This is a genomic window from Mycobacterium sp. E802, assembly GCF_001666875.1.
In the GTDB taxonomy this organism is placed as follows: Bacteria; Actinomycetota; Actinomycetes; order Mycobacteriales; family Mycobacteriaceae; genus Mycobacterium.
Genome location: NZ_LZJD01000066.1, coordinates 22,688 through 43,372, shown reverse-complemented (window position 1 = coordinate 43,372; position 20,685 = coordinate 22,688). Strand labels below are relative to the sequence as shown.

Here is a 20,685-nt window from a genome sequence, read left to right as displayed (position 1 = left end):
TGTTGGGGTTGTACACGAATCCGCTGCCATGCACGGCAATGACGCGTTCGCCGGTGGGGTTGGGTGGGGTGATCACCCAGACGTCGCCACCCTCGTAGGTCTCTTTGGTGACGTCCAGTCCGATCGTGGTGAACCACGGCGGGGTCGGGGTGGTGATCACCCCACCCAACCCCACCGGCGAACGCGTCATTGCCGTGCATGGCAGCGGATTCGTGTACAACCCCAACATCATTCACTGGATGGACTACACGCAGATGGCACGGCAGACCGGCGCTACGATCGTCGTCCCGCGTTATCCGCTGATTCCCGACGGCGGCACCGCGGAGAACTCGGTCCCGCCCATGGCTGATTTCATCGCGGCACAAATTGAGGAGTACGGCGCCGAGAACGTCAGCATCTATGCGGATTCGGCCGGTGGCACGCTCTCGACGCTGGCCGTGCAGAAGATCGTCCGCGACTGCAATGGCGATTCGAGCTGCCTGGCGAACAAGGTGCCGTCGCGCATGGTGCTGCTGTCCCCCGGTCTCAGCGGCCCGGACATCTACACCGATCCCAACGTCGAGCTGGTCAACGACCCGGTCGCGTGGCTGACCGAGGAAGACAGGGAGTACTACGCGCAGTGGTCCACCGGGCCCGAAGAATTTTGGAATGCGATGGTCGGCCCGACCGAGGGCATGCCGCCGACCACGATCTACATCGGATCGCGCGAATCATCGGCACCGGGCGCGTTGCTCTACGCACAGCGGATGGTCGATGCCGGCGGCGACGTCGACGTGGTGATCGGGATGGGCCAGATCCACGACTGGGCGCAGGGCGGACCGATCCCGATCAACTCACAGTCGGCGAATTATCGCGACGACATCTACCGCGAGCTCGGCATCGTCTCTGAAGCCGACGATGCCGAGACCGTCAGCGTTTAGGCCTTCGCCTTCTCGGCTTCCCGCTCGCGCTTGATCTCCAGGGCGATGTCGATCAATTGGTCCTCCTGACCACCGATCAGCTTGCGCTGTCCGGCGCGGTGCAGGAGCTCATGTGCGGGAACGCCGTACCGCTCGGACTGACGGATGGCGTGCTTGAGGAAGCTGGAGTACACCCCCGAATAACCCATGATGAGCGCGTTGCGGTCCAGCAGGCACTCGGCGGGCATGGCCGGGGCGACAACCTCTTCGGCGGCGTCGGCGATGTCGAAGAAGTCGATGCCGGTCTTGACGCCGATCTTGTCGAACACTCCGATGAGCGCCTCGACGGGTGCATTACCCGCACCCGCACCGAACCTCCGGCACGATCCGTCGATCTGCTTGGCACCGGCGCGCACGGCCTCTATCGAGTTCGCGACGCCCAGGCCGAGGTTCTCGTGACCATGGAAGCCCACCTGCGCGTCGTCACCGAGTTCGGCGACCAGCGCGCTGACCCGGTCGGCGACACCCTCGAGCACCAACGCGCCGGCCGAGTCGACGACGTAGACGCACTGGCAGCCGGCGTCGGCCATGATGCGGGCCTGCTTGGCCAGCTTCTCCGGGCTGATGGTGTGGCTCATCATCAAGAAGCCCACGGTCTCCAGACCGAGTTCCCGAGCCAGACCGAAGTGCTGAATCGAGACGTCGGCCTCGGTGCAGTGCGTCGCGATGCGGCAGATCGAGCCACCGTTGTTCTGGGCTTCCTTGATGTCTTCCTTGGTGCCCACACCGGGCAGCATCAGGAAGGCGATCTTGGCTTCCTTGGCGGTTTCGGCGGCGAGCTTGATCAGCTCTTGCTCCGGAGTCTTGGAGAACCCGTAGTTGAAGCTCGACCCGCCCAGACCGTCACCGTGGGTGACCTCGATGACCGGGACGCCGGCGGTGTCCAGGGCGGCGACGATGGCACCGACCTCGTCCTTGGTGAACTGGTGCCGCTTGTGATGCGACCCGTCGCGCAGCGACGTGTCGGTCATCCGGACGTCCCAGATCGGATTGAAGAAAATGTCACTCATGCTTGCGCTCCTGCCGAGGCACGTTCTTTGGCGATCTCCTCGCCCACCTTGGTGGCCGCGGCGGTCATGATGTCCAGATTTCCAGCGTAGGGCGGCAGGTAGTCACCCGCACCCTCCACCTCCACGAACACAGTGACCAGGTGGTTGCCGCCGTTGACCACCGATGGCTCGTCGAACTGCGGCTCGTTCAGCAACCGGTAGCCCGGGACATAGGTCTGCACCTCGGCCACGACGTCCTTGATCGACTGGGTGATCGCGGCGTGGTCAGCGTCTTCCGGAATAGCGCAGAAGATGGTGTCGCGCATGATCATCGGCGGCTCGGCCGGATTCAGGATGATGATCGCCTTGCCCTTGCGGGCGCCACCGATGTTCTGCACACCGGCACTGGTGGTCTTGGTGAACTCGTCGATGTTGGCCCGGGTGCCCGGCCCGGCCGAGGCCGACGACACCGACGCCACGATCTCGGCGTAGGGCACGTCCACCACACGGCTGACGGCGTAGACCATCGGGATGGTGGCCTGGCCACCGCAGGTGACCATGTTGACGTTGGGCGCATCGAGGTGCGCGCGCAAGTTCGCCGGCGGAATGACGCCGGGGCCGACGGCGGCCGGGGTCAGGTCGATCGCCCGGATTCCGGCCTCTTCATAGCGTGGCGCGGCGTCGCGGTGGACGTAGGCGCTGGTGGCTTCGAACACCAGGTCCGGCTTCTCGTCCTGGGCCAGCAGCCAGTCCACCCCCTCATGGGAGGTCTCCAAACCGAGTTTGCGGGCCCGGGCCAGACCCTCGGACTCCGGATCGATGCCGATCATCCAGCGCGGCTCAAGCCACTCCGAGCGCAGCAGTTTGTACAGCAGGTCGGTGCTGATGTTGCCCGACCCGACAATGGCAACAGATGCTTTCTCAGCCATAAAACGGCTCCCTTATTCGAAACTCAGTCTTACTGAACCTAACCCGGCGAAGTCCGCGACGAAATCGCTGCCCGGAGGTGCATCTATCGCACGCGTGCACGAGCCCGGCAACACGATGTCCCCGGCCTTCAGACGCACCCCGAAGCTCTCCACCTTGCGGGCCAGCCAGGCCACCGCAGTCACCGGATTTCCCAGCACCGCATCGCTGCGTCCCTCGGCCACGACCTCGCCGTGATTGGTCAGCACGGCGTCGATGTTGCAGATATCGATGTCCTTGGGCGAGACCCGCGCCTCCCCCAACACCCAGCCGGCGCTGGAAGCGTTGTCGGCGATGGTGTCGCACAACTTGATCTGCCAGTTGGTGATGCGGGTGTCGATCAACTCGATCGCCGGGGCGAATGCGGCCGTCGCCGCCAGCACATCCTCCTCGGTGCAACCCGCGCCGGGCAGGTCGTCGGCCAGGATGAATCCGACCTCGACCTCGACCCGGGGGTACAAGAATCGCCCGGACTTGACCGGAACGTCTTCGAAGACCTCCATCTCGTCGAGGAGGTGGCCGTAGTCCGGCTCTTCGACGCCCATCATGTCCTGCATCGCCTTGCTGGACAGACCGACTTTGTGGCCGACGATCTTGGCGCCCTCGGCCACCCGTTGGCGGATGTTGATCAGCTGGATCTCGTAGGCATCCACCACATCGATATCGGGATGGCCATCGGTCAACGGGGTCAGCGGAACCCGGCTGCGCTCGGCCTGGGCCAGGTCGGCGGCCAGCTGGGCGCGCACCTCGTCACTAAGCATTCTGGTGAAGTCCCCTCACTTCTTTGACCGGGGGTGTTGTTGTAACGCCGGCCAATTCTATAACGTGTTCTACATGACTGGACAGGAGTATGACGTCGTCGTGGTCGGTAGCGGGGCTGCCGGCATGGTCGCCGCCCTCACCGCTGCCCACCAGGGCCTCTCGACAGTAGTCGTAGAAAAGGCCCCGCACTATGGAGGTTCCACTGCGCGGTCAGGTGGCGGGGTGTGGATCCCGAACAACGAGATTTTGAAACGGGACGGCGTGAAGGACACCCCCGACGCCGCACGTACTTACCTGCACAAAATCATCGGTGACGTGGTGCCCGCGGAGAAGATCGACACCTATCTCGACCGGTCGCCGGAGATGCTGTCGTTCGTCCTCAAGCACTCGCCGCTCAAGCTGTGCTGGGTGCCCGGCTACTCCGATTACTACCCCGAGACCCCGGGCGGGAAGCCCACCGGTCGCTCGGTGGAGCCCAAGCCGTTCAACGCCAAGAAGCTCGGCGTCGACGAGAAGGGCCTGGAGCCGCCGTACGGCAAGGTGCCGATGAACATGGTGGTGATGCAGCAGGATTACGTCCGGCTCAACCAGCTCAAGCGTCATCCCCGCGGTGTGCTGCGCAGCATCAAGGTCGGCGTCCGCTCCGTGTGGGCCAACGCCACCGGCAAGAACCTGGTCGGCATGGGCCGTGCGCTCATCGCCCCGCTGCGCATCGGCCTGCAGAAGGCCGGCGTCCCGGTCCTGCTGAACACCGCGTTGACGGATCTCTACGTCGAGGATGGCGTGGTCCGCGGCATCTACGTTGTCGATCCCCGCGACGCAAATGCCGAACCGCAACTGATCCGCGCCCGTCGCGGCGTGATCCTGGGCTCGGGCGGATTCGAGCACAACGAGCAGATGCGGGTGAAGTACCAGCGGGCGCCCATCACCACCGAGTGGACCGTGGGCGCGGTCGCCAACACCGGCGACGGCATCTTGGCCGCCGAAAAGCAAGGCGCGGCACTCGAATTCATGGAGGACTCCTGGTGGGGACCGACCGTTCCGTTGGTCGACTCCCCGTGGTTCGCGCTGTCCGAGCGCAACTCCCCCGGCTCGATCATCGTCAACATGGCCGGCAAGCGATTCATGAATGAGTCGATGCCGTACGTCGAGGCCGTGCACCACATGTACGGCGGCCAGTACGGCCAGGGTGCGGGCCCCGGCGAGAACATCCCGGCCTGGCTGATCTTCGACCAGCAGTACCGCGACCGCTTCATCTTCGCGGGCCTGCAGCCCGGACAACGTATTCCGAAGAAGTGGCTGGAATCCGGCGTCATCGTCAAGGCCGACACCCTCGAGGAGCTGGCCGCCAAGACCGGCCTGCCCGCCGACGCGTTCGCCGCCACCATCGACCGGTTCAACGGCTTCGCCCGCTCGGGGGTGGACGAGGACTTCCACCGGGGCGACAGCGCGTACGACCGCTACTACGGCGATCCGACCAACAAGCCCAACCCCAACCTCGGTGAGATCAAGCACGGCCCGTTCTACGCGGCCAAGATGGTGCCCGGCGACCTGGGCACCAAGGGCGGTATCCGGACCGATGTGCACGGACGGGCGCTGCGCGACGACGACTCCGTGATCGAGGGCCTCTACGCCGCGGGTAACGTCAGCTCACCGGTGATGGGTCACACCTATCCCGGCCCCGGCGGCACCATCGGTCCCGCCATGACCTGGGGATACCTCGCCGCACTCGACATTGCAGGGAAGAAATAGATGCCGATCGATCTCGACAAGGCGCTGGGCGCCGAGCTGGAACCCATCGAGTTCTCCTGGACCAGCAGCGACATTCAGCTGTACCACCTGGGCCTGGGCGCGGGCGCCGATCCGATGAGCGCACGTGAACTGCGCTACCTCGTCGACGACACCCCGCAGGTGCTGCCGACGTTCGGCAATGTGGCCGCCAGTTTCCACATGACCGAGCCGCCCAAGGTGCAGTTCCCCGGCATCGACATCGAGCTGTCCAAGGTGCTGCACGCCAGCGAGGCGGTCAGCGTGCCCGGCCCGATCCCGACCAGCGGCACCGCCAAGTCGGTGCAGCGCTTCACCGAGATCTGGGACAAGGGCAAGGCCGCCGTCATCGTCAGCGAATCCACGGTGACCGATGAATCCGGCACGGTGCTGTGGACCACCAAGCGGTCGATCTTCGCCCGCGGCGAAGGCGGTTTCGGCGGCGAACGTGGCCCGGCCACCTCGGCCGAATTGCCCGATCGCGCACCGGATATCGAGATCGCGTTGCCGACGCTGCCGCAGCAGGCCCTGCTGTATCGGCTGTGCGGTGACCGCAACCCGCTGCACTCGGACCCGGCGTTCGCCAAGGCCGCCGGTTTCGACCGGCCGATCCTGCACGGGCTGTGCACCTACGGCATCGGCTGCAAGGCCATCGTCGACAACTTGCTCGACGGTGACGTGTCTCAGGTGGCGTCCTATGGTGCCCGGTTCGCCGGCGTGGTGTTCCCCGGCGAGACGCTGCAGGCCAACATCTGGAAGCAAGACGGCAAGTTCATCGGCGTGCTCACCGCACCGTCGCGGGACAACGCCGTGGTGCTCTCAGGTGTGGAACTGACAGCGGTTTGACACTGGCCCTCAAGGCTAAAACGGAGCCCACGCACCGGGTCTGAATTCTACGATTCGGTGGTGCTCAAGACGGCCGTCGGGCTCGTTGCGTTCACGATTGCAGGTTGGGCCCTGGCATCGCGATATCTGCCGGTCACCAACCACTTCGTGCTCATCACGGCAGCTCTTTCGCCCTACCTGATGTTGTGCGGGCTGGTGGCCGTGGTCCTGCTGATCATGGGCCGCCACCCGGTGCTCGCCGCACTCGCGGTCACCGTGAGCATTGCGATGCTCGGGGCTCAGGCTCCGCTGTATCTGCGTGCGGATGTCGAACTCGCCGGTGCTGTCGCGATTCGGGTGTTGACCGCGAATCTCCGCAACGGACTGGCAGATTCCGACCGTTTGGTGAAATTGGCTGAGGCACAGGCCGACATCCTGGCGTTCCAAGAGCTCACACCACGTGAAGTCGAGCGTCTGTCGGTCTCCGGGCTGGACACGGTATTCCGATACCGCTGGCTCGATGCACGACACGGGGCATCCGGAGTCGGCTTGTGGAGCCGGTTTCCATTGCACGACAAGAAGAACATCGCCGGCTACAGCATGGCGTTCGTCGCCGCCCGTCTACACGTCGCAGGCGTGTCGATCGATCCCAGCGTCCTCGTCGTGCACCTGCCGGGTCCGTGGCCGCAAGCAATCGACGGCTGGCGACAGGACATCGACCATCTGCCGACCACCTTGAACGAGGTTGGCGCCGCATCGGGCGACGGTGCCGTGGTGGTCGCCGGAGATCTGAACAGCACCAACGACATGCGTGCGTTTCGACGCTTGCTGCGCAATGGTTATCGGGGTGCGGCCGAGCAATCCGGGGCCGGGATCCAGGCCACCTTCCCCGCCGACTCATGGCTACCACCGTTCCTGGCCATCGATCACGTCTTGACTCGTCACTGCACCGCGACATCGCTTCAAACGATCGAGATTCCCGGCTCAGACCATCGGGGTCTGCTCTCCACCGTGATGATCCCGAAGTCACCACCATCGGACTGAACGAGCGCTGCATCTCGATTCTCAAGGGCTGCCGAGCGGATATTCCCGTGCCCAATCGACAACTTGCTGGCCACCCTGGCTGACGTCTCCGCCGAAGTTGTCGACCTGCATGCACATCCGCATCAGACCGCTCGGAATGTGAGCGGCCGTGGTGGTTTCCCACCACTCCGTTCCGTCGACGAACATGGCGATTCGTCGGGGACCCCACTCGACAGCCCAACTGTGCCACTGGGTGGCGTCGATTCGGATGTGGCCGGCCTCTTGCCGGGCGTCTCCGTAGTGCACGAACCCGTCGACGCTCTGCCGGCTCGGATCGGCGATTTCCATGAAGTCGATCTCACCGCCGTCCGGACCCGCCGGCCACAGCAACAAGACGGAGTGGTAGTTCGGTGACGCGGCAGGCGACCTCGCGCATACTTCCCAGCGGCCGTATCGCTGACCTGGAACCCATGACATTCCCTCGGAATTACCCTGCGCGTCACCGGTGATCGTGAGGACACCGTCGGCGACAGATACCGCGTCCGGGGTGCGTCGACCGTTACCCGCGTGTCCCGGACCGTCATAGAGGTCCCATCCGGACAGCGATGATCCGTCGAAATCGTCGGACCTGTTCGGTGCACCCCAGCCGTAGGCCATAGCTGCCGTCGTCGGACAATTGTCCGAGGCGTGCGCCTGTCCGGGCGGCGAGCCGAGCGCCCCGGCCGCTACCCAGGCCATCACAGCGAGCGACACGAGAACCCTATGGGAGTTCATCGGCTGACCCATCGCGACTGATAAGCCGAGAAATCGATCTGACGCCCATCGACAACGGCAGTGACGTTCCGGTCCGTGGTGTTGACGACCACGTAGGTCCGGTCGGAGGCAAGTGCGAGCAACCCGTCCGCGCTCTCGAGCATCCGTCGGTCGACGTCCGGTGGAAAAGACTGGACGAAGCGCTGGAGGAAGTCGGTGAGAAACGGCAGCGGACGCCCCCCGTCGGGCATACGGGTGTCGGTCCACAGACAGGTGGCACAGCCCGGGTCGTCCGGACGCGGGTTCCAATACAGAGCCGTGTCCGCTCCGCTACCGGCGAGCTCGATCATCGCGGCGACCCGCAACGCAACCTGGCGCTCGGCTGTCCAATCGGCATGGGACGGCTCGACATACCATTCGGCCCACCAGATGGGCAGGTCGACCTGGGTTCGCAGCCAACCGTTGACGGCGGCGAACTTCTTCAACGCCGCGAACTCGCTTTCCACGCCGTCACCGGTGATGGCATGCCCGTCGACCACGACGAAATCGGCCCCCCGGCGATGGTGGTTCCAGTAATCGAACGCGTCGAGGACTCTTCGGTCGACCGAACCCCACGGACCGGCCAAATAGGGTGAACTGTGCGAGGCATCGAACGGCTGGGCGAAGTCCAGGTACGGGCCGCCGACCTGATTGCCCGGGTTCACCTCTTTCACTGCGTCGTACACCCGGTTGTAGAGCTCGACGTATTTCCTTGCGTCCCAGGTCTTGTGCTCGTGATCGAAGAACCCTTTGAACTCGTTCCAGACCAGGAAGTGGCGCACGTAGGGATAGCGCTTGGCAATCTCGGCGCTCAGGATTGCGAAGTCGGCGAAATGTTCGGGACGCGGCGCGTCCTCCAACCGGTCCCAGTCGGTGCCTCCCGCCTGCCCGCCTTTCATCCAGTCCGGAGCGCAACACAACACCACCACCGGAACCCCGCCGCTACGGCGGATGAAATCCATCCGTCGGTCCAAGGTGCGGAAATCGTATTGGCCAGGCGAAGGCTCAGGGTTGTCCACGCCCCAGCCCATGATCGCCTGTGCCTGAATCATGGGCACCGAACCGATCGCCGTCTCGGCGGTGGCGACAGCCGCAGTCTCACCGCTGTCCGCGCTGAACTGGGTGTGGGTGAACCCCCAACCGGGCCAGCCCGCGTTTCCGCGCCATTCGGAGGCGGGCAGCCGCGGAGACCAGAAGAACAGGGCCGCAACGACGATCATCACCACCGCACATAGCGAGGTCGCCACGGCGACCCACCGGCGCGCCGTGCGTCGTCGACGTAACCGATTCGGGGGCACAGGATGTCGCGCAGCCATGACTGGTGTCAGATGATCGGCTCTTGATGCGGACCCTGCGGAATGCTCGAACGGAGCTTGACATACAGGCCGACGTCGAGAGCGATGAGAATCACGAAGATCGCGGTGGCCGACCCGGTCAGGACTGCCGCTGTTCGTATGAGCACTTCGATCATGTCGGCCCAACTCCTTTGTTTCGAACCATTCATTCCGCTACCAGGGCACGCAGACGAGTTCGCTGTAGAGGTAGTCGATCTGCTCGGCACCCAGGCTGGTGCTGCGGTACATCTTGGCCCAGTTGGTCAGGCGAAGCGACAGAAGCGGATTGCGCTCGATGATCCGTTGCTCGGCCAGAGTGGCGACCAGCCCACGGCGCACCAACAGATGACGGGTCAGTGGGATCAACATCCGGTGGAACAGTTCCGGATCAGAGACATACAGGATGATTGCAAACAACGGCAGCCCTCGGCGTCGGAACTCCCGGTACATGACGTAGCAGGATTCCCGCCCCCGGGTGAGGACGACATGGTGCGCGGCGAGCGCATGCGCGTGATCGCGGTAGATCTGCAGTTCCGTTCCGGCGAGTGTCCGCTCCAGCACCGCCGGGTCGGCACTGACCTTCGTTCGGCCGGGAATGGTGGGCCAGGGCAGGTTGGGAATGAACGCCGCAGAGGTGTCGAGGAACCGAAATTTGTGCCACGCAAGTATTTCCTGTGGTCCCTCGTCGGGTGACAGGACGGTGAAGTGGTAATCATCCTGTGCCAGCAGTGCTTTCAGTAACAAGATACTTCGAGACCGGTAATCGGGAAGCACGCACCAGGAGCTCATGTTGCAGAAGCGTTCGAGGCGTCCGGCGATCATCCGTTCGGAGTACAGCGCCAACAAGGTGCCGACAACCCGATGCCCGTCCCGAAGCATGAACCCGCGATTGGGCGCCTGGACCTTCCACGGCATCGTCGAGCACGATGCTGTCCAGGGAACGCGGTGATTGTGGTTGGTGCGCAGGAATTCTGCCACCTCGCCCACGTCAGCATCCGTGATCTCGGTCAGAGCGACGGTCATGGCGCCGGCTCGTCACAGAACTGACGGCAATTCTGCCGCCACCACGCCTGTCCCGAAGCGGGCAGACTTCCGATCGGGTCGTAGTACGGGTAAACCCGGTGCAGCGCATCGATGTCCGTGCCCTCCAAACCGGTGCGGTAATTCTTGCTCCAGTGGGATATGCCTCGAATCCGGTCGTAATACACCACCTGATGAACCCAGCGCTTGCCGACAAGGGGAACGTCGCACACGAGTCGCGGGGTGGCAAAGCCCGGCAGGTAACCCATGATTTCCAACTGCAGTTGTTGCGCTTCCCACAAGGCGATCCGCCAGTGTTCGGCGTGGGGAATCATGTCGCACATATAGAAGTAGTACGGCAGTATGTTGGCCTCGCCCTGCAACGCGAAGCACAGGTCCAGCAGGTCCGCAGAGGTGGCGTTGACGCCGCGCATCAACACTCCCTGGTTGCGGACGTCACGCAGTCCGGCACCGAGAAGGGCTCGCGCGGCGGCGCCGACCGAGGGAGTCACCGACTGCACATGGTTGATGTGGGTGTGCAGGGCCAGATTGACACCACGCGCAGCGGCAATCTGCGCCACCCGGTGGACGCCGTCGAGCACCTTTGCCTGTAGCCAGTGCTGCGGCAGCGCCACCAGCGCCTTGGTCGCCAGACGAATGTCGCGGATGGTGTCGATCTCCAGCAGCTGCAACACAAACGTTTCCAGCCGCGGCCAGGGAAGGTTCGCCACATCGCCTCCGGAAACCACGACATCGCGGACCGTCGGAGTGGCGCGCAGGTATTCCAGCATTCGTTGCTGCCGGTCAATGGGCTGCAAGGTCAATTTGGCCTTGCTGACCGAGGGCGTGGAGTTCCCGATCAGATCCATCCGGGTGCAGTGCCCGCAGTATTGCGGGCAGGTGGAGACCATCTCGGCCAGCACCTTCGTCGGATATCGATGGGTCAGCCCTTCCACGACCCACATGTCGCTCTCGTGCAACGAATCTCGCTCGGCGTACGGATGTGAGCACCATTGTGGGTCGCGATCGCTGAACACCGGCAGCATGTAACGACGGATCGGGTCGGCATAGAACGCCTCGGTGAAGTTTCGCCGTTCTGATGCGCAGTGGGGGGCCATGGTGTTGAGCATCTGCGGCGGTAGCAACATCGACATGGTGGCCCGCTGTTGTTGATCGGCGGCCAGATCGGCGTAGAACCGCTCGTCGAGCAGAGAGCCGGCCACCTCACGCAACTGAGCGATGCTTTTGATCGAATGCGCCCGTTGCCATTGCGCGTCTTGCCAATCGGACTCGGTCACCGTCGCCCACCCCGGGTACCGTCGCCAGTCCGGTTCGAACAGCTGGGTCCTTACATAGGTGTATGGCTGGTCGGCGGCTGCGGTAAAACCGGCATGCGGCCGTTCAATGAGGGTTGTCATCAGACCAATGCCTTTCGCGAGATGATCGCCGACTCCGTGCCGTGGATCAGTTCGGTGACGACCCGGCGGCCCGATCTGATCGCACCTTCCATCAGCCCGAAGAACTCCAGACTGGTCTCGGTACCCGCCCAGTGCACCCGTCCATGCGGCTCGGTCAGGGTCGGTCCCAGCCGCAGCCAGTCACCCGGGCCGAACAGTGCGGCGTAACAGCCTCTGCTGTACTTCTCGGTCAGCCAGTCCGTCACCGTGCAGTGTGTCGGTACCGGCAATTGCGGAAACAGTCGGCGGGTATGGGCCAGCGCAGCATCTCGCTGCAAGACCGGCGGCAGCCCAGAGAATGCCGCGGCCGCCGATCCGGTGACGAATCCCGTGAGTACTCCGGCTGATTCGTCGCGTGGCGAATCGTCGACGGTCGACAACAATGGTCCGTCACTACTCACGGACCATCCGGAGAGGCCCTGTTCGCGCCAGACCGGAGCCGGATAGCCCAGGTGCACTTTGACGGCGCAGCCGCGTCCGGTGGCCATCGTCGCCCTCGGCTCTCGCAGGGCAGGCGTGAACTCGATCTGCTGGGCCAACAACGGCGGAATGGCGACGATCACCCGGTCTGCTCGGTACTCGCGGGGAGATGCCTGCCCATTCGAATGGCACCGCACCACAACATCGTCGGTGTCCTGATCGATCGCACAGACCGGGCTGCTCAAGAGCACTCGGTCTCCGAGCTGCTTCGCGAGGGCCTGAGCCAACAGATGCGCGCCACCGTCGACCCGCCACTGTTGGGCTCCGCCTTCGAACGCGTTGAGATAGCGGATGCCTCCGCCCGAGTGCAGATAGAAGGCCATGTGCAGCGCAGAGATCGCGGTCGGATCGGCCGCCATCATCTCGCCGAGGAACAACGGGAAGAAGGTCTGTGCGTCCCGATGCGTGACGTGATCGGCCAGCCAACGTGCCGCGGACAGCCGATCGAGTACGTCGGCTCTCGGGCTCAGCCATGGCGCATCGGGACGAATCTGGGCGACCAACTCCTCCAGCTGGTCGAACAGATCACCGAGAGCAACCGCATCCAACGGCGGCACGCGACTTGACGTCGTGGTGCGACGGTCTGAGATCAGGAACGTGCTGTCACCGGACATTCCGGTCGAGACAACCTCAAGTTCATGTTCCCGAAGCAATCCGAGCAATTCGGTGTGCCGCACGCCCAGATAGGCCGCACCTCCGTCGGCGGCCACACCTGCCGACAGGGGAACTCCGTGCATGCGGCCGCCGACCCGGTCCCGCGCCTCGAGCACGGTCACCTCCGCGCCCGCCGCCACCAGATCGACGGCAGCGGTGAGCCCGGCCAGACCGGCGCCGACCACCACGACCCGCATGTCTGCCGCGCTCATCAGACCAGCTCGGCGACTTTGTCGAACAGACCTGCAGGTGACGGACTCTCGACGAAGTCTTCGTACAGCAGCTCCGGTCCGTGGTCTCGGGCTATCGCACTGAGCACACGGGTGGCCAGAAGTGAGTCACCGCCGAGTTCGAAGAAGTCGGAGTGCGCATTCACCTCGCTGTAATCGAGGACCCTGCGGAAGATCTCGATGATGTGATCGACGCTCATGTTGTGCTCCCTTTGTTTACGGGGTCCGCTGCGGCGCGCTGCGTGGCCCTCCGATCGACCTTTCCTCTGGACGTATAGGACAGCCCGGCAACGAATTTCACCCTGGCCGGCACAAACTGGCCGGGGAGCCGGTCTCGCAGGTAACGTTTCAGCTCCGCCTGGGTGGTCGGTGCGGAGGCGACAACGTAGGCGGTCAGGGCGGTGACACCCAACAGACGCTCACCGACTACCACCGCCCCGGAAACCGCGGGATGAGTGGTGAGTTGCGCCTCGACCTCGGCTGGATGCACCCGAACTCCGAGGACCTTCACCTGCTCATCGATACGGCCCCGGCCATACACCAATCCGCGCTCGCCGCGGACGACCAAGTCACCGGTGCGGAACCACCGAGTCTGGTCTGCGCCATGGTCGGTGACCGGGAACGCTTTCGCGGTGAGTTCAGGAAGGCCGAGGTACCCGGTGGCCAGGCCTGGTCCCGACACCAGTAGTTCGCCCTCGTCGGTGACGTGATCCCGCACATGCGGCAGTGGGCGTCCGAGCGGTGCGTCGGTGTCGTCGGCCGCCACGTCTGCTTCGGTACCAGGACCGCTGAGCTGCACGGCGTGGGTGATCATCGTGGTCTCGGTGCACCCATAGGTGTTGAGCAGCCGAATCCACCCGACGTCGAGTTCTCGCCACTGCCGCAACCGAGTGGGATCGACCCGCTCCCCCCCGATGATCACCAGTCGGATGCTGTCTGGCAATGTCGCGCGTTCCTCGTGCAGGAACAGCACGAGCTCGTGCCAGAACGCGGTCGGCAGATCGAGCACGGTGACTTCCTGATCTGCCAGCATGCGGACGAACTTCGGAAAGCTGCCGCAATGGGCCGCGTCGTCGAAAACCAGTGCAGCACCGGAGGTCAGAGCCGGAAGGATTTCTTCGAGGCACGTGTCCCAGCCGAGGGAGGCGAACTGCAGCACCCGATCCCGGGCGGTGATCGCGAACAACCTGCGAAGCGCGCGCACCGTCACCGTCAGCGCCTGCCTCGACACCATCACCGGCTTGGGCGCACCGGTGGAACCCGACGTGCACAGTACATAGGCTTGGTCACACTGATGCCATAGCATCACCGGCAGAACGAATTCCGCTTTCGGTTCTTCGGCGTCGGGGTTTTCGATCCGGTCCACGCCGATCACCTCGACAATTGAACTCCTGCGGGCAACGGGCAGCGCGGCGTCGATCGGACAGTAGGTGGCCCCGGCCCGCAGCGTTCCCAGCAGGTGGTCGACCACAGTGGGCTGGTGAGAGACGAGCACCCCGACCCGACCGGTTGCATCGACGGCGCCGGATCGGCGGGCGCGATAGTGCCGCGCAGTGCGACGTACCCGCGTGGCGAGTTCGGCATAGCTGATGACGGATCCGTTGTGCACGATTGCAGCCCGGTACGGCCAATTCCGGGCAGCGGCCGTGAAGTCGGCAACGACGTCACCGATGATGTCGATGCCGCCGACTGCGACATCTGTGTCAAGAAAAGCGTTGTGAGACATGGCTTCCTCACCGGCTGATAGGGATGGTCATGATGTCAACAGGACGAAGCGTTCGATGACGACGGCCACGAAGCCGATCAGAAGGGGGATCGTGGCGACAGTGAGCGGACGCAGCCTCCGACGCTGGTGAGGCGACAGGTACACCCGCCTCGCCTCGCGCACGCCGAGGAAGCCCACCAGCATGACAAGGAACGCCACGCCGACGGAGGTCCACGGTGTGCTCCACACCTGCAGTCCCGTGGACGATGGCGTGAAGCGGTTGGGAACCGTTCCGGGCGGCCAGTCCAGGGTGTAGATGGATGCGTCCCGGTTCTCTACGACCACGCGGATGCCCGGGGCGGCAGCCACCGCGCTGCGGAATCGAGCAGCCCAATCGAGCGAATATCCTTGCCCGAACGCTATGTAGGCCTCCTGGCTGCGGGTGGTGATCAGGTATGAACCGGGGCCCTGTTCCCTGAGCGTCTGAATGACCGCGGCGACGTCGGTCGGATCAACCGGCGCCATGGTGTTCATCCAGTGGACCTTCTCCACGTCCCGGTAGCCCAGCGGCATGAAAGGCGTCGAGTTGAGTTCCGGTTTGGCAGTGACATAGACGAACTTCGTGTGCCCACGGTCCGACGATTGCGTGTAGACGGTCTCGACCGCGCTGACCGCTCCCGACGGGATCCGTTCGAACGCCTCGTTGCCGAAGCGAGTGACGAAGAACGAGAACAGCAGCGCCACGGTGGATACGCCGGCCACGCACAACGCGAGAACCGACGGGCGCGACGCCGGCCGGGGAAAGAAGGCCAACGCCGCGAGCACGCTCAACGGCGCGAGCGCGAACAAGTAGACGCGCAACGCCATCTCGCCGCCGTAGCTCTGCATGAGCGCCAGGCCGACCGGCGCGGCGGCCAGCACGAGCAGCACCCGGTCCTCGATACCGCGCCGCCTGCGGCGGAGCAGTCCAACTCCGGCGAGGAGGAAGACGAGCACCGTCGTGAGCATGCGGGCGTGGACGACGAACTGGTGATCGGCGTTGCCGAGGCTGGCACGATCCCCCATGGCCCCACCGACATTCCCGACCCCGCTGACCACCTCGTGGATGTTGCCGCCCCAATACGCCTGGGTCATATAACTGATCCAGGCCAGCAGCAAGACTACGAGCAGCACCGGGAGTCCGGTGAGCTCACACCGACGGGCGAGGACCAAAGCGACGACGCTGAGCAGCATCGCAAATGGAGTCAGCTGATGACACACGGTGGCTGCCGCGAACATGACCACCAGAACTGTCAGCACCACAACGCGTTCGGCGGGTCCGGCCGGCTTCGGCAGCAACTCACCGCGGGCCGCATCGCGCCAGAGCCAACCCCACAGCCGCACTCCGGGACGCAGGTACTTCGGAACCTCCTCGGACGTGCGCGGTGGTGGGCGGAACCACATCACCAGGAAGGCCACGAAGAGCAGGTAGAGCACCAGCGAGGAGCCCTGGGGCGAGAAGTAGTCTTGGCCAACCCAATTCAGGATGCAATACAGCAGCGCGGCCAACCACTTTGCCTGCCAGGACACCCACAGGGCACTCATCAACAACCCGAGCGCCACCAGGTACAACAGATTGTGCACGACCGGGGTCACGGTGAGAATGGTGCGCAGCGCCGCCAGCTTGCCCGAGCCGATCCAGAACGCGGCCAGTCCGAAGAATCCGGGCCAGGACCAGCGGGTGTCGAGTGCCGGCGCGGTGGTCCCGGTGCGATCGATGAACTCGACAAAGCCGGCATGCACCCAGGTGATCGCGAAGCGCGGTTCGGACTCCAGCAGCAAGGTGATGCCATGCAGCATGACGACGAGTAGCAGCAGCTGGGCGCAGAGCAGCCATATGCAACAGCGTGGAAGGGCCAGTGCACCAACGAAACTGAGGGTCAGTAGACCCAGGCCCAGCAGTGTCATCACGGGCAGGACCGAGATCAGGCCCAGACCGGTCATGGCGTCGAGTTCGACATCGTGCAGACGGGCGGCGTAAAGCGCGACCGCGGCCACGGTGAGCAGGCACAGCACCATCACCGGGACGCCCTGGCCACGGGTGCGTGGTCGCGCGGGTTGCTTCGGGCCGTCGGTGATGGCCCGTGACAGCGACACTTCCACGTCGGGCTCACACCTGTCCTCGTAGATCAGTTGAGACATACGGTCTCCCCGTATGCGGAGACCGGCGACGCCGGCCGTCGGGATCTGAGAATCCTCGCCAGATCGGGCAACACAGCCAGCATCACGACAAGCTGGCCGAGCAACACCGCCGCTCCCACCGCGGTCAGCCTCGGGTCACCGAAGTGCGTGAACACCGTCTGGTAGTGCAGTCCGGCAATGACCAGTCCCAGCACTGCCACGGCGCGCAGAGATTGCACCCCCACGATTCGCAGCTGCCTGGTTTGCGCCCGTAGCGTTCCGAGGTAGATGTCGACGACCGCACTGGGCAGGCTGGCGAAGGCCAACAGCTGCAGCAACGGCACGGCGTCGAGGTATCCGGAACCCAAGAGGCCCAAGGTGTATGGCGCGGCAAGCCCGATCACCACGACACCGAACACGAGGACGCCGAGGGCGCGGGTCAGCGCAGAGCGACAATGACCGGCCAAGCTGGACGGCTCATAGACGCCTTCTACCGCCATCGACACCGCCAGATTCACCGCAACGAGGTTCATCATGGTGGCCACGGCCCACGCCAGGAAGAAATACGCGTAGGTATGCGGCGCGACCACCGAGGCCACGAGAACCGGAACCAGGAACAAGGTTCCGTACAGGACGAGGGCACCGAAGTAATCCGCGGCGAAGAACCGGCCGATCTGTGCCACCGTCAACCCGGTCTCATCCGTGGACTTGCGCGCATGCTGCGGTAAGAGCCGGCCGAAGATCAACAGGTTGACCGGGAACAAGACGACGATCATGGGAATGATCCACGAGAAGAACAGGCCGTGCCGCGGCGTGGAGTGTGCGAGCACAACCAGAAGGGCGATCTTCGCGACGGCGAACACTGCATTCCAGACCGGCACCCAGACCGCCATCCGAAGCCCCGTCAACACACTGTCCTGCACCGTCACGACGCTGGCGGCGACCGCCGCAGCGATGAACCACAAGCGGGTACTCGGTTCACGCAACAGGTCATATGCCGGCCCTCCCAACAGGTGCAGGGCCAGCAGTAGCGCCACGGCGAGAACCGCGACCGTGGCCGACGTGACGAGGTAGACGAACCCGACGACAAACGTCGTCCGTTTTCCCGTCTTCGGAATGAAGCGGTTCAGCGTTCCGGCGAAGTTCACTGAGACGAGACCGGTCAACAGCATCAACGCCGAGATGGCGGCCGACCCGCGGCCCACGTCGGAGTCGTCGTAGTAGTGTGCCGCCAGAATCCAGTACACCAACCCGAGGACGCCCGTGATCCCGGTGTTGAGAACGAGCGCATACGCGTTGCGCAGGAACGGGGCCCGGCCACGGCGAACTTCGTCCTGGCGATGGCGAGCAGCCTGCGGTTCGGCCGTCGTCACCTCCTCGACGGTCTGCACGGCGCCGGCAGGCTCAGACATGAGACCGCATCCATTTTCCGGCCCGCCGAGCCCGCCGTACCGAGGCCCAACCCGCCGTCAGAACCCGGTCGCGCCGGAAGATCCGGTTGTCGCCACCGGCCATCACCGAAGCGAACACGGCCAGGTCGGTGCTGCGGCGGATTGTCAACCGCGGCAACATCAACAGGTCGTCGGTTGGGGTGGCGCGGACATTCCGCACAGCAGCCGCGTACTGGTAGCCCACTGCCTGGGCGTTGCGTCGCACCCGCGGCGTGGAGTACCCAAACGGATAGGCAAGGGCTCGCACCGGAGACCCGATGCAGTCCTCGAGCAGTGCCCGCCCGACCCGAAGCTCCTCGTTGAGGGTGGCGTCAGTGATCTGATCGAGCTCGGGGTGACTGTGACTGTGTGCCCCGATCTCGATGCCCGCGGAGGCGAGCTCTCGCACCTGCCGCTGGTTCAGCATGCGCCCCAGCGGCTTTCCCGCGGCGTATGGCCCGGCGTCGGCCATCCAACCTGTCGTGACGAACACCGTCGCCGGAAAGTCGTAGCGCTGGAGAACGGGCCAGGCCCGACGTGCGAAGTCGGCGTAACCGTCGTCGAACGTGAGAACCACCGGTCGATCGGGCAGAGCTGCACCGGTCTCGAACGCTCTGGCCAAGGCCGAGAAGGTCATCCCGGTGAAGCCCTGCTCGACGAGAAGAGAGACCTGTGCATCGAGCGACCCTGGGGTGACGGACAAGCGCCGGGTAGAAGGCGAGGGATCTTCGTCCACCGCGTGGTACATGAGGATGGGAACGGACTTGGTCATCGTTCCTCCACGACCGCTGAACGACGGCGGAGTGGAACGCCGCCACGGGCATATCCCGCCGCCGCAGCGAGCAGACCGACCGAGATGGCACCGGAGCGCTCTATCCCGGCCCGATCCCCGCGCAGTGCCTCACCGACGCCGCGGGCCATACCGCGGGTCAGGGTGCGAGTGGTGTAGCTGCGCTCTGCCGAGAGCCCGTCACCAATACCCACGCTCCGGGTCACGGCCGCCTTCGACAGACCCTCCGCGAAGCACCGGGAGCGGAAGTAAGAGAAGCTTTCTCGTGTGGCCGGCACACGGTGCCAGATCACCGCCTGTGGTTCGAAGACGAATTCCCACTCCGGGCGGTGTTGGCGCACCCGGATGCAGAACTCCGTCTCCTCGCAGCCCAGCGGGCGACGCTGTGCCGAGGTCCGGCCGATGTGGCTCGGGAAGCCGCCCGCCACCGAGAAGACTTCCCGTCGGAAGGAAGCGTTGCCACCCAGCAGGTTACGCACCGGACCCGGCTCTCTTCCGGTGAACGTGCAGCCCAGCACCCAGTCGAACTCTTCCGGAAACCACCGGGGCCTGGCGTTCTCCCACCGCGGCAGTGTGGTGCCGCCGACCCCGACGATGTTCTCGTCGGTGTAGGCGTCCCGAAAGTGTCTGAGCCAGTCGGGATGTGCTACGGCGTCGTCGTCCAGGAAGGCCACCACGTCGCTGGAAGTCATCTCGACGCCGGTGTCCTTACCTCCGGAAAGCCCCTGCTGATACCGGTTTTCGGCCACGATCACGTCGGGCAACGTGGCCCGCAACCGGTCATACAAGTCCCGGTTGTGGTCGACGATGACGACGATCTCGTGTGGCACCGTGGTTTGGTGCCGAACCGATGTCACCGCGGCGATGATGTCGTCCCAGCGGTCGAGCGTATACACGCAGATCACCACGCTGAGGGTGAGCGAGCGCCGACGAGTCGATGTGGTTGCCATGGTCATCGGGAACCTGGTCATCGGGCACCGCCTTCCGGGGTTGGAACTGCCGTGCGCAGCTTGCCCACCGGCACCAGCCATAACAGTGTTGCGATGAGGCCCACCGCGATCGCACCGCCGTGCGGCGACCACGCGTCGGCGACCAGCATGGATTGCGCCACCAATGCGTTGATCGCGACCGCGCCGGCCACACCGACGATCAGCGCCACAACGCCGTTCGCGCTCGGTAGCAGCTGAGCGATCGCCAGCGCGGGCGCCGCCAGCAGGAACGCGACCACCGCCAGGTGTTCGAAGGGCACCGACGGCCCGACGCCGGCCAATGCCAGCCCGGCAACTCCGGCCATCGTCACGGCTGCCGCCACCAGGCGCCCGCGGTATGCGTCGACCGACAT

At 64.7% G+C, this 20,685-nt stretch carries 19 protein-coding genes and 2 pseudogenes; 4 read left to right on the top strand and 17 right to left on the bottom strand.

Going from position 1 to position 20,685, the window contains the following annotated elements; all coding sequences use genetic code 11:
- Window positions 1-190, bottom strand: a pseudogene (locus tag A5699_RS29545) (esterase); the annotation flags it as partial.
- Window positions 191-239: 49 nt separating this feature from the next.
- On the opposite strand from A5699_RS29545, the gene A5699_RS09925 reads away from it, so the two are divergent.
- On the top strand, window positions 240-920 hold the full coding sequence (locus A5699_RS09925; protein ID WP_231965669.1) for an alpha/beta hydrolase: 681 nt from the start codon (window positions 240-242) through the stop codon (window positions 918-920).
- On the opposite strand, the gene dmpG is transcribed toward A5699_RS09925, so the two are convergent.
- From dmpG to A5699_RS09910, 3 genes are read right to left on the bottom strand one after another with little or no spacing between them, the layout of a single operon-like run.
- A complete protein-coding gene (gene dmpG / locus A5699_RS09920) occupies window positions 917-1,969 on the bottom strand; it encodes a 4-hydroxy-2-oxovalerate aldolase (protein ID WP_067768682.1) in 1,053 nt (350 codons plus the stop codon). The two genes, A5699_RS09925 and dmpG, sit on opposite strands and share 4 nt — an antisense overlap.
- Window positions 1,966-2,877, bottom strand: coding sequence for an acetaldehyde dehydrogenase (acetylating) (locus tag A5699_RS09915; RefSeq protein WP_067768680.1), 912 nt, complete (start codon window positions 2,875-2,877; stop codon window positions 1,966-1,968). The genes dmpG and A5699_RS09915 overlap by 4 nt, the downstream gene beginning before the upstream one ends.
- Window positions 2,878-2,889: 12 nt before the next feature.
- Window positions 2,890-3,675, bottom strand: coding sequence for a 2-keto-4-pentenoate hydratase (locus A5699_RS09910; protein WP_067768678.1), 786 nt, complete (start codon window positions 3,673-3,675; stop codon window positions 2,890-2,892).
- A 73-nt stretch (window positions 3,676-3,748) separates the two neighbouring features.
- On the opposite strand from A5699_RS09910, the gene kstD reads away from it, so the two are divergent.
- From kstD to A5699_RS09895, 3 genes are read left to right on the top strand one after another with little or no spacing between them, the layout of a single operon-like run.
- Window positions 3,749-5,428: a 3-oxosteroid 1-dehydrogenase gene (kstD, locus tag A5699_RS09905; RefSeq protein WP_067768698.1), complete on the top strand. Its 1,680-nt coding sequence runs from the start codon at window positions 3,749-3,751 to the stop codon at window positions 5,426-5,428.
- Window positions 5,429-6,289: a MaoC family dehydratase gene (locus A5699_RS09900; RefSeq protein WP_067768676.1), complete on the top strand. Its 861-nt coding sequence runs from the start codon at window positions 5,429-5,431 to the stop codon at window positions 6,287-6,289. It abuts the gene before it with no gap.
- A 60-nt stretch (window positions 6,290-6,349) separates the two neighbouring features.
- Window positions 6,350-7,312 carry an endonuclease/exonuclease/phosphatase family protein gene (locus A5699_RS09895; RefSeq protein WP_231965668.1) on the top strand — a complete coding sequence of 321 codons (963 nt, stop codon included), beginning with the start codon at window positions 6,350-6,352 and terminating at the stop codon, window positions 7,310-7,312.
- Window positions 7,313-7,333: 21 nt separating this feature from the next.
- Here the strand turns inward: A5699_RS09895 and A5699_RS09890 are convergent, their stop codons facing one another.
- From A5699_RS09890 to A5699_RS09835, 13 genes and pseudogenes are all read right to left on the bottom strand, one after another.
- Window positions 7,334-8,044: a glycoside hydrolase family 16 protein gene (locus tag A5699_RS09890; RefSeq protein ID WP_231965667.1), complete on the bottom strand. Its 711-nt coding sequence runs from the start codon at window positions 8,042-8,044 to the stop codon at window positions 7,334-7,336.
- A 17-nt stretch (window positions 8,045-8,061) separates the two neighbouring features.
- Window positions 8,062-9,330, bottom strand: a complete 1,269-nt coding sequence (locus A5699_RS09885) for a xylan 1,4-beta-xylosidase (protein ID WP_231965666.1) — start codon at window positions 9,328-9,330, stop codon at window positions 8,062-8,064.
- 77 nt (window positions 9,331-9,407) lie between these two features.
- Window positions 9,408-9,554, bottom strand: coding sequence for a hypothetical protein (locus A5699_RS29065; RefSeq protein WP_157561182.1), 147 nt, complete (start codon window positions 9,552-9,554; stop codon window positions 9,408-9,410).
- 37 nt (window positions 9,555-9,591) lie between these two features.
- Window positions 9,592-10,440: a hypothetical protein gene (locus tag A5699_RS09880; RefSeq protein ID WP_067768672.1), complete on the bottom strand. Its 849-nt coding sequence runs from the start codon at window positions 10,438-10,440 to the stop codon at window positions 9,592-9,594.
- On the bottom strand, window positions 10,437-11,855 hold the full coding sequence (locus A5699_RS09875) for a KamA family radical SAM protein (protein ID WP_067768670.1): 1,419 nt from the start codon (window positions 11,853-11,855) through the stop codon (window positions 10,437-10,439). The genes A5699_RS09880 and A5699_RS09875 overlap by 4 nt, the downstream gene beginning before the upstream one ends.
- Window positions 11,855-13,258 (bottom strand): annotated as a pseudogene (locus tag A5699_RS09870) (flavin monoamine oxidase family protein); the annotation flags it as partial. The pseudogene A5699_RS09870 and the gene A5699_RS09875, both read right to left, overlap by 1 nt.
- On the bottom strand, window positions 13,240-13,458 hold the full coding sequence (locus A5699_RS09865) for an acyl carrier protein (protein ID WP_067768669.1): 219 nt from the start codon (window positions 13,456-13,458) through the stop codon (window positions 13,240-13,242). The pseudogene A5699_RS09870 and the gene A5699_RS09865, both read right to left, overlap by 19 nt.
- On the bottom strand, window positions 13,455-14,984 hold the full coding sequence (locus A5699_RS09860) for an AMP-binding protein (protein WP_067768667.1): 1,530 nt from the start codon (window positions 14,982-14,984) through the stop codon (window positions 13,455-13,457). Before A5699_RS09860 ends, A5699_RS09865 begins: the two co-directional genes overlap by 4 nt.
- Window positions 14,985-15,011: 27 nt before the next feature.
- The gene (locus tag A5699_RS09855) at window positions 15,012-17,144 is read right to left on the bottom strand and encodes a hypothetical protein (RefSeq protein ID WP_067768665.1); all 2,133 of its coding nucleotides are present in this window, start codon (window positions 17,142-17,144) and stop codon (window positions 15,012-15,014) included.
- A complete protein-coding gene (locus A5699_RS09850) occupies window positions 17,132-18,535 on the bottom strand; it encodes an oligosaccharide flippase family protein (protein ID WP_067768663.1) in 1,404 nt (467 codons plus the stop codon). Before A5699_RS09850 ends, A5699_RS09855 begins: the two co-directional genes overlap by 13 nt.
- The gene (locus tag A5699_RS09845; protein WP_067768661.1) at window positions 18,528-19,325 is read right to left on the bottom strand and encodes a polysaccharide deacetylase family protein; all 798 of its coding nucleotides are present in this window, start codon (window positions 19,323-19,325) and stop codon (window positions 18,528-18,530) included. Before A5699_RS09845 ends, A5699_RS09850 begins: the two co-directional genes overlap by 8 nt.
- The gene (locus tag A5699_RS09840; protein WP_231965664.1) at window positions 19,322-20,314 is read right to left on the bottom strand and encodes a glycosyltransferase family 2 protein; all 993 of its coding nucleotides are present in this window, start codon (window positions 20,312-20,314) and stop codon (window positions 19,322-19,324) included. Before A5699_RS09840 ends, A5699_RS09845 begins: the two co-directional genes overlap by 4 nt.
- Window positions 20,311-20,685 (bottom strand): hypothetical protein, encoded by a 375-nt coding sequence (locus tag A5699_RS09835; RefSeq protein WP_157561180.1) that lies wholly within the window; start codon window positions 20,683-20,685, stop codon window positions 20,311-20,313. The genes A5699_RS09840 and A5699_RS09835 overlap by 4 nt, the downstream gene beginning before the upstream one ends.

Coding starts and splice junctions, on each gene's coding strand:
- A5699_RS09925 (WP_231965669.1), top strand. CDS start 240: ATGGACTACACGCAGATGGCACGGCAGACCGGCGCTACGATCGTCGTC.
- dmpG (WP_067768682.1), bottom strand. CDS start 1,969: ATGAGTGACATTTTCTTCAATCCGATCTGGGACGTCCGGATGACCGAC.
- A5699_RS09915 (WP_067768680.1), bottom strand. CDS start 2,877: ATGGCTGAGAAAGCATCTGTTGCCATTGTCGGGTCGGGCAACATCAGC.
- A5699_RS09910 (WP_067768678.1), bottom strand. CDS start 3,675: ATGCTTAGTGACGAGGTGCGCGCCCAGCTGGCCGCCGACCTGGCCCAG.
- kstD (WP_067768698.1), top strand. CDS start 3,749: ATGACTGGACAGGAGTATGACGTCGTCGTGGTCGGTAGCGGGGCTGCC.
- A5699_RS09900 (WP_067768676.1), top strand. CDS start 5,429: ATGCCGATCGATCTCGACAAGGCGCTGGGCGCCGAGCTGGAACCCATC.
- A5699_RS29065 (WP_157561182.1), bottom strand. CDS start 9,554: ATGATCGAAGTGCTCATACGAACAGCGGCAGTCCTGACCGGGTCGGCC.
- A5699_RS09880 (WP_067768672.1), bottom strand. CDS start 10,440: ATGACCGTCGCTCTGACCGAGATCACGGATGCTGACGTGGGCGAGGTG.
- A5699_RS09875 (WP_067768670.1), bottom strand. CDS start 11,855: ATGACAACCCTCATTGAACGGCCGCATGCCGGTTTTACCGCAGCCGCC.
- A5699_RS09865 (WP_067768669.1), bottom strand. CDS start 13,458: ATGAGCGTCGATCACATCATCGAGATCTTCCGCAGGGTCCTCGATTAC.
- A5699_RS09860 (WP_067768667.1), bottom strand. CDS start 14,984: ATGTCTCACAACGCTTTTCTTGACACAGATGTCGCAGTCGGCGGCATC.
- A5699_RS09855 (WP_067768665.1), bottom strand. CDS start 17,144: ATGTCTCAACTGATCTACGAGGACAGGTGTGAGCCCGACGTGGAAGTG.
- A5699_RS09850 (WP_067768663.1), bottom strand. CDS start 18,535: ATGTCTGAGCCTGCCGGCGCCGTGCAGACCGTCGAGGAGGTGACGACG.
- A5699_RS09845 (WP_067768661.1), bottom strand. CDS start 19,325: ATGACCAAGTCCGTTCCCATCCTCATGTACCACGCGGTGGACGAAGAT.
- A5699_RS09840 (WP_231965664.1), bottom strand. CDS start 20,314: ATGACCAGGTTCCCGATGACCATGGCAACCACATCGACTCGTCGGCGC.
- A5699_RS09835 (WP_157561180.1), bottom strand. CDS start 20,685: ATGTCGGTCGACGCATACCGCGGGCGCCTGGTGGCGGCAGCCGTGACG.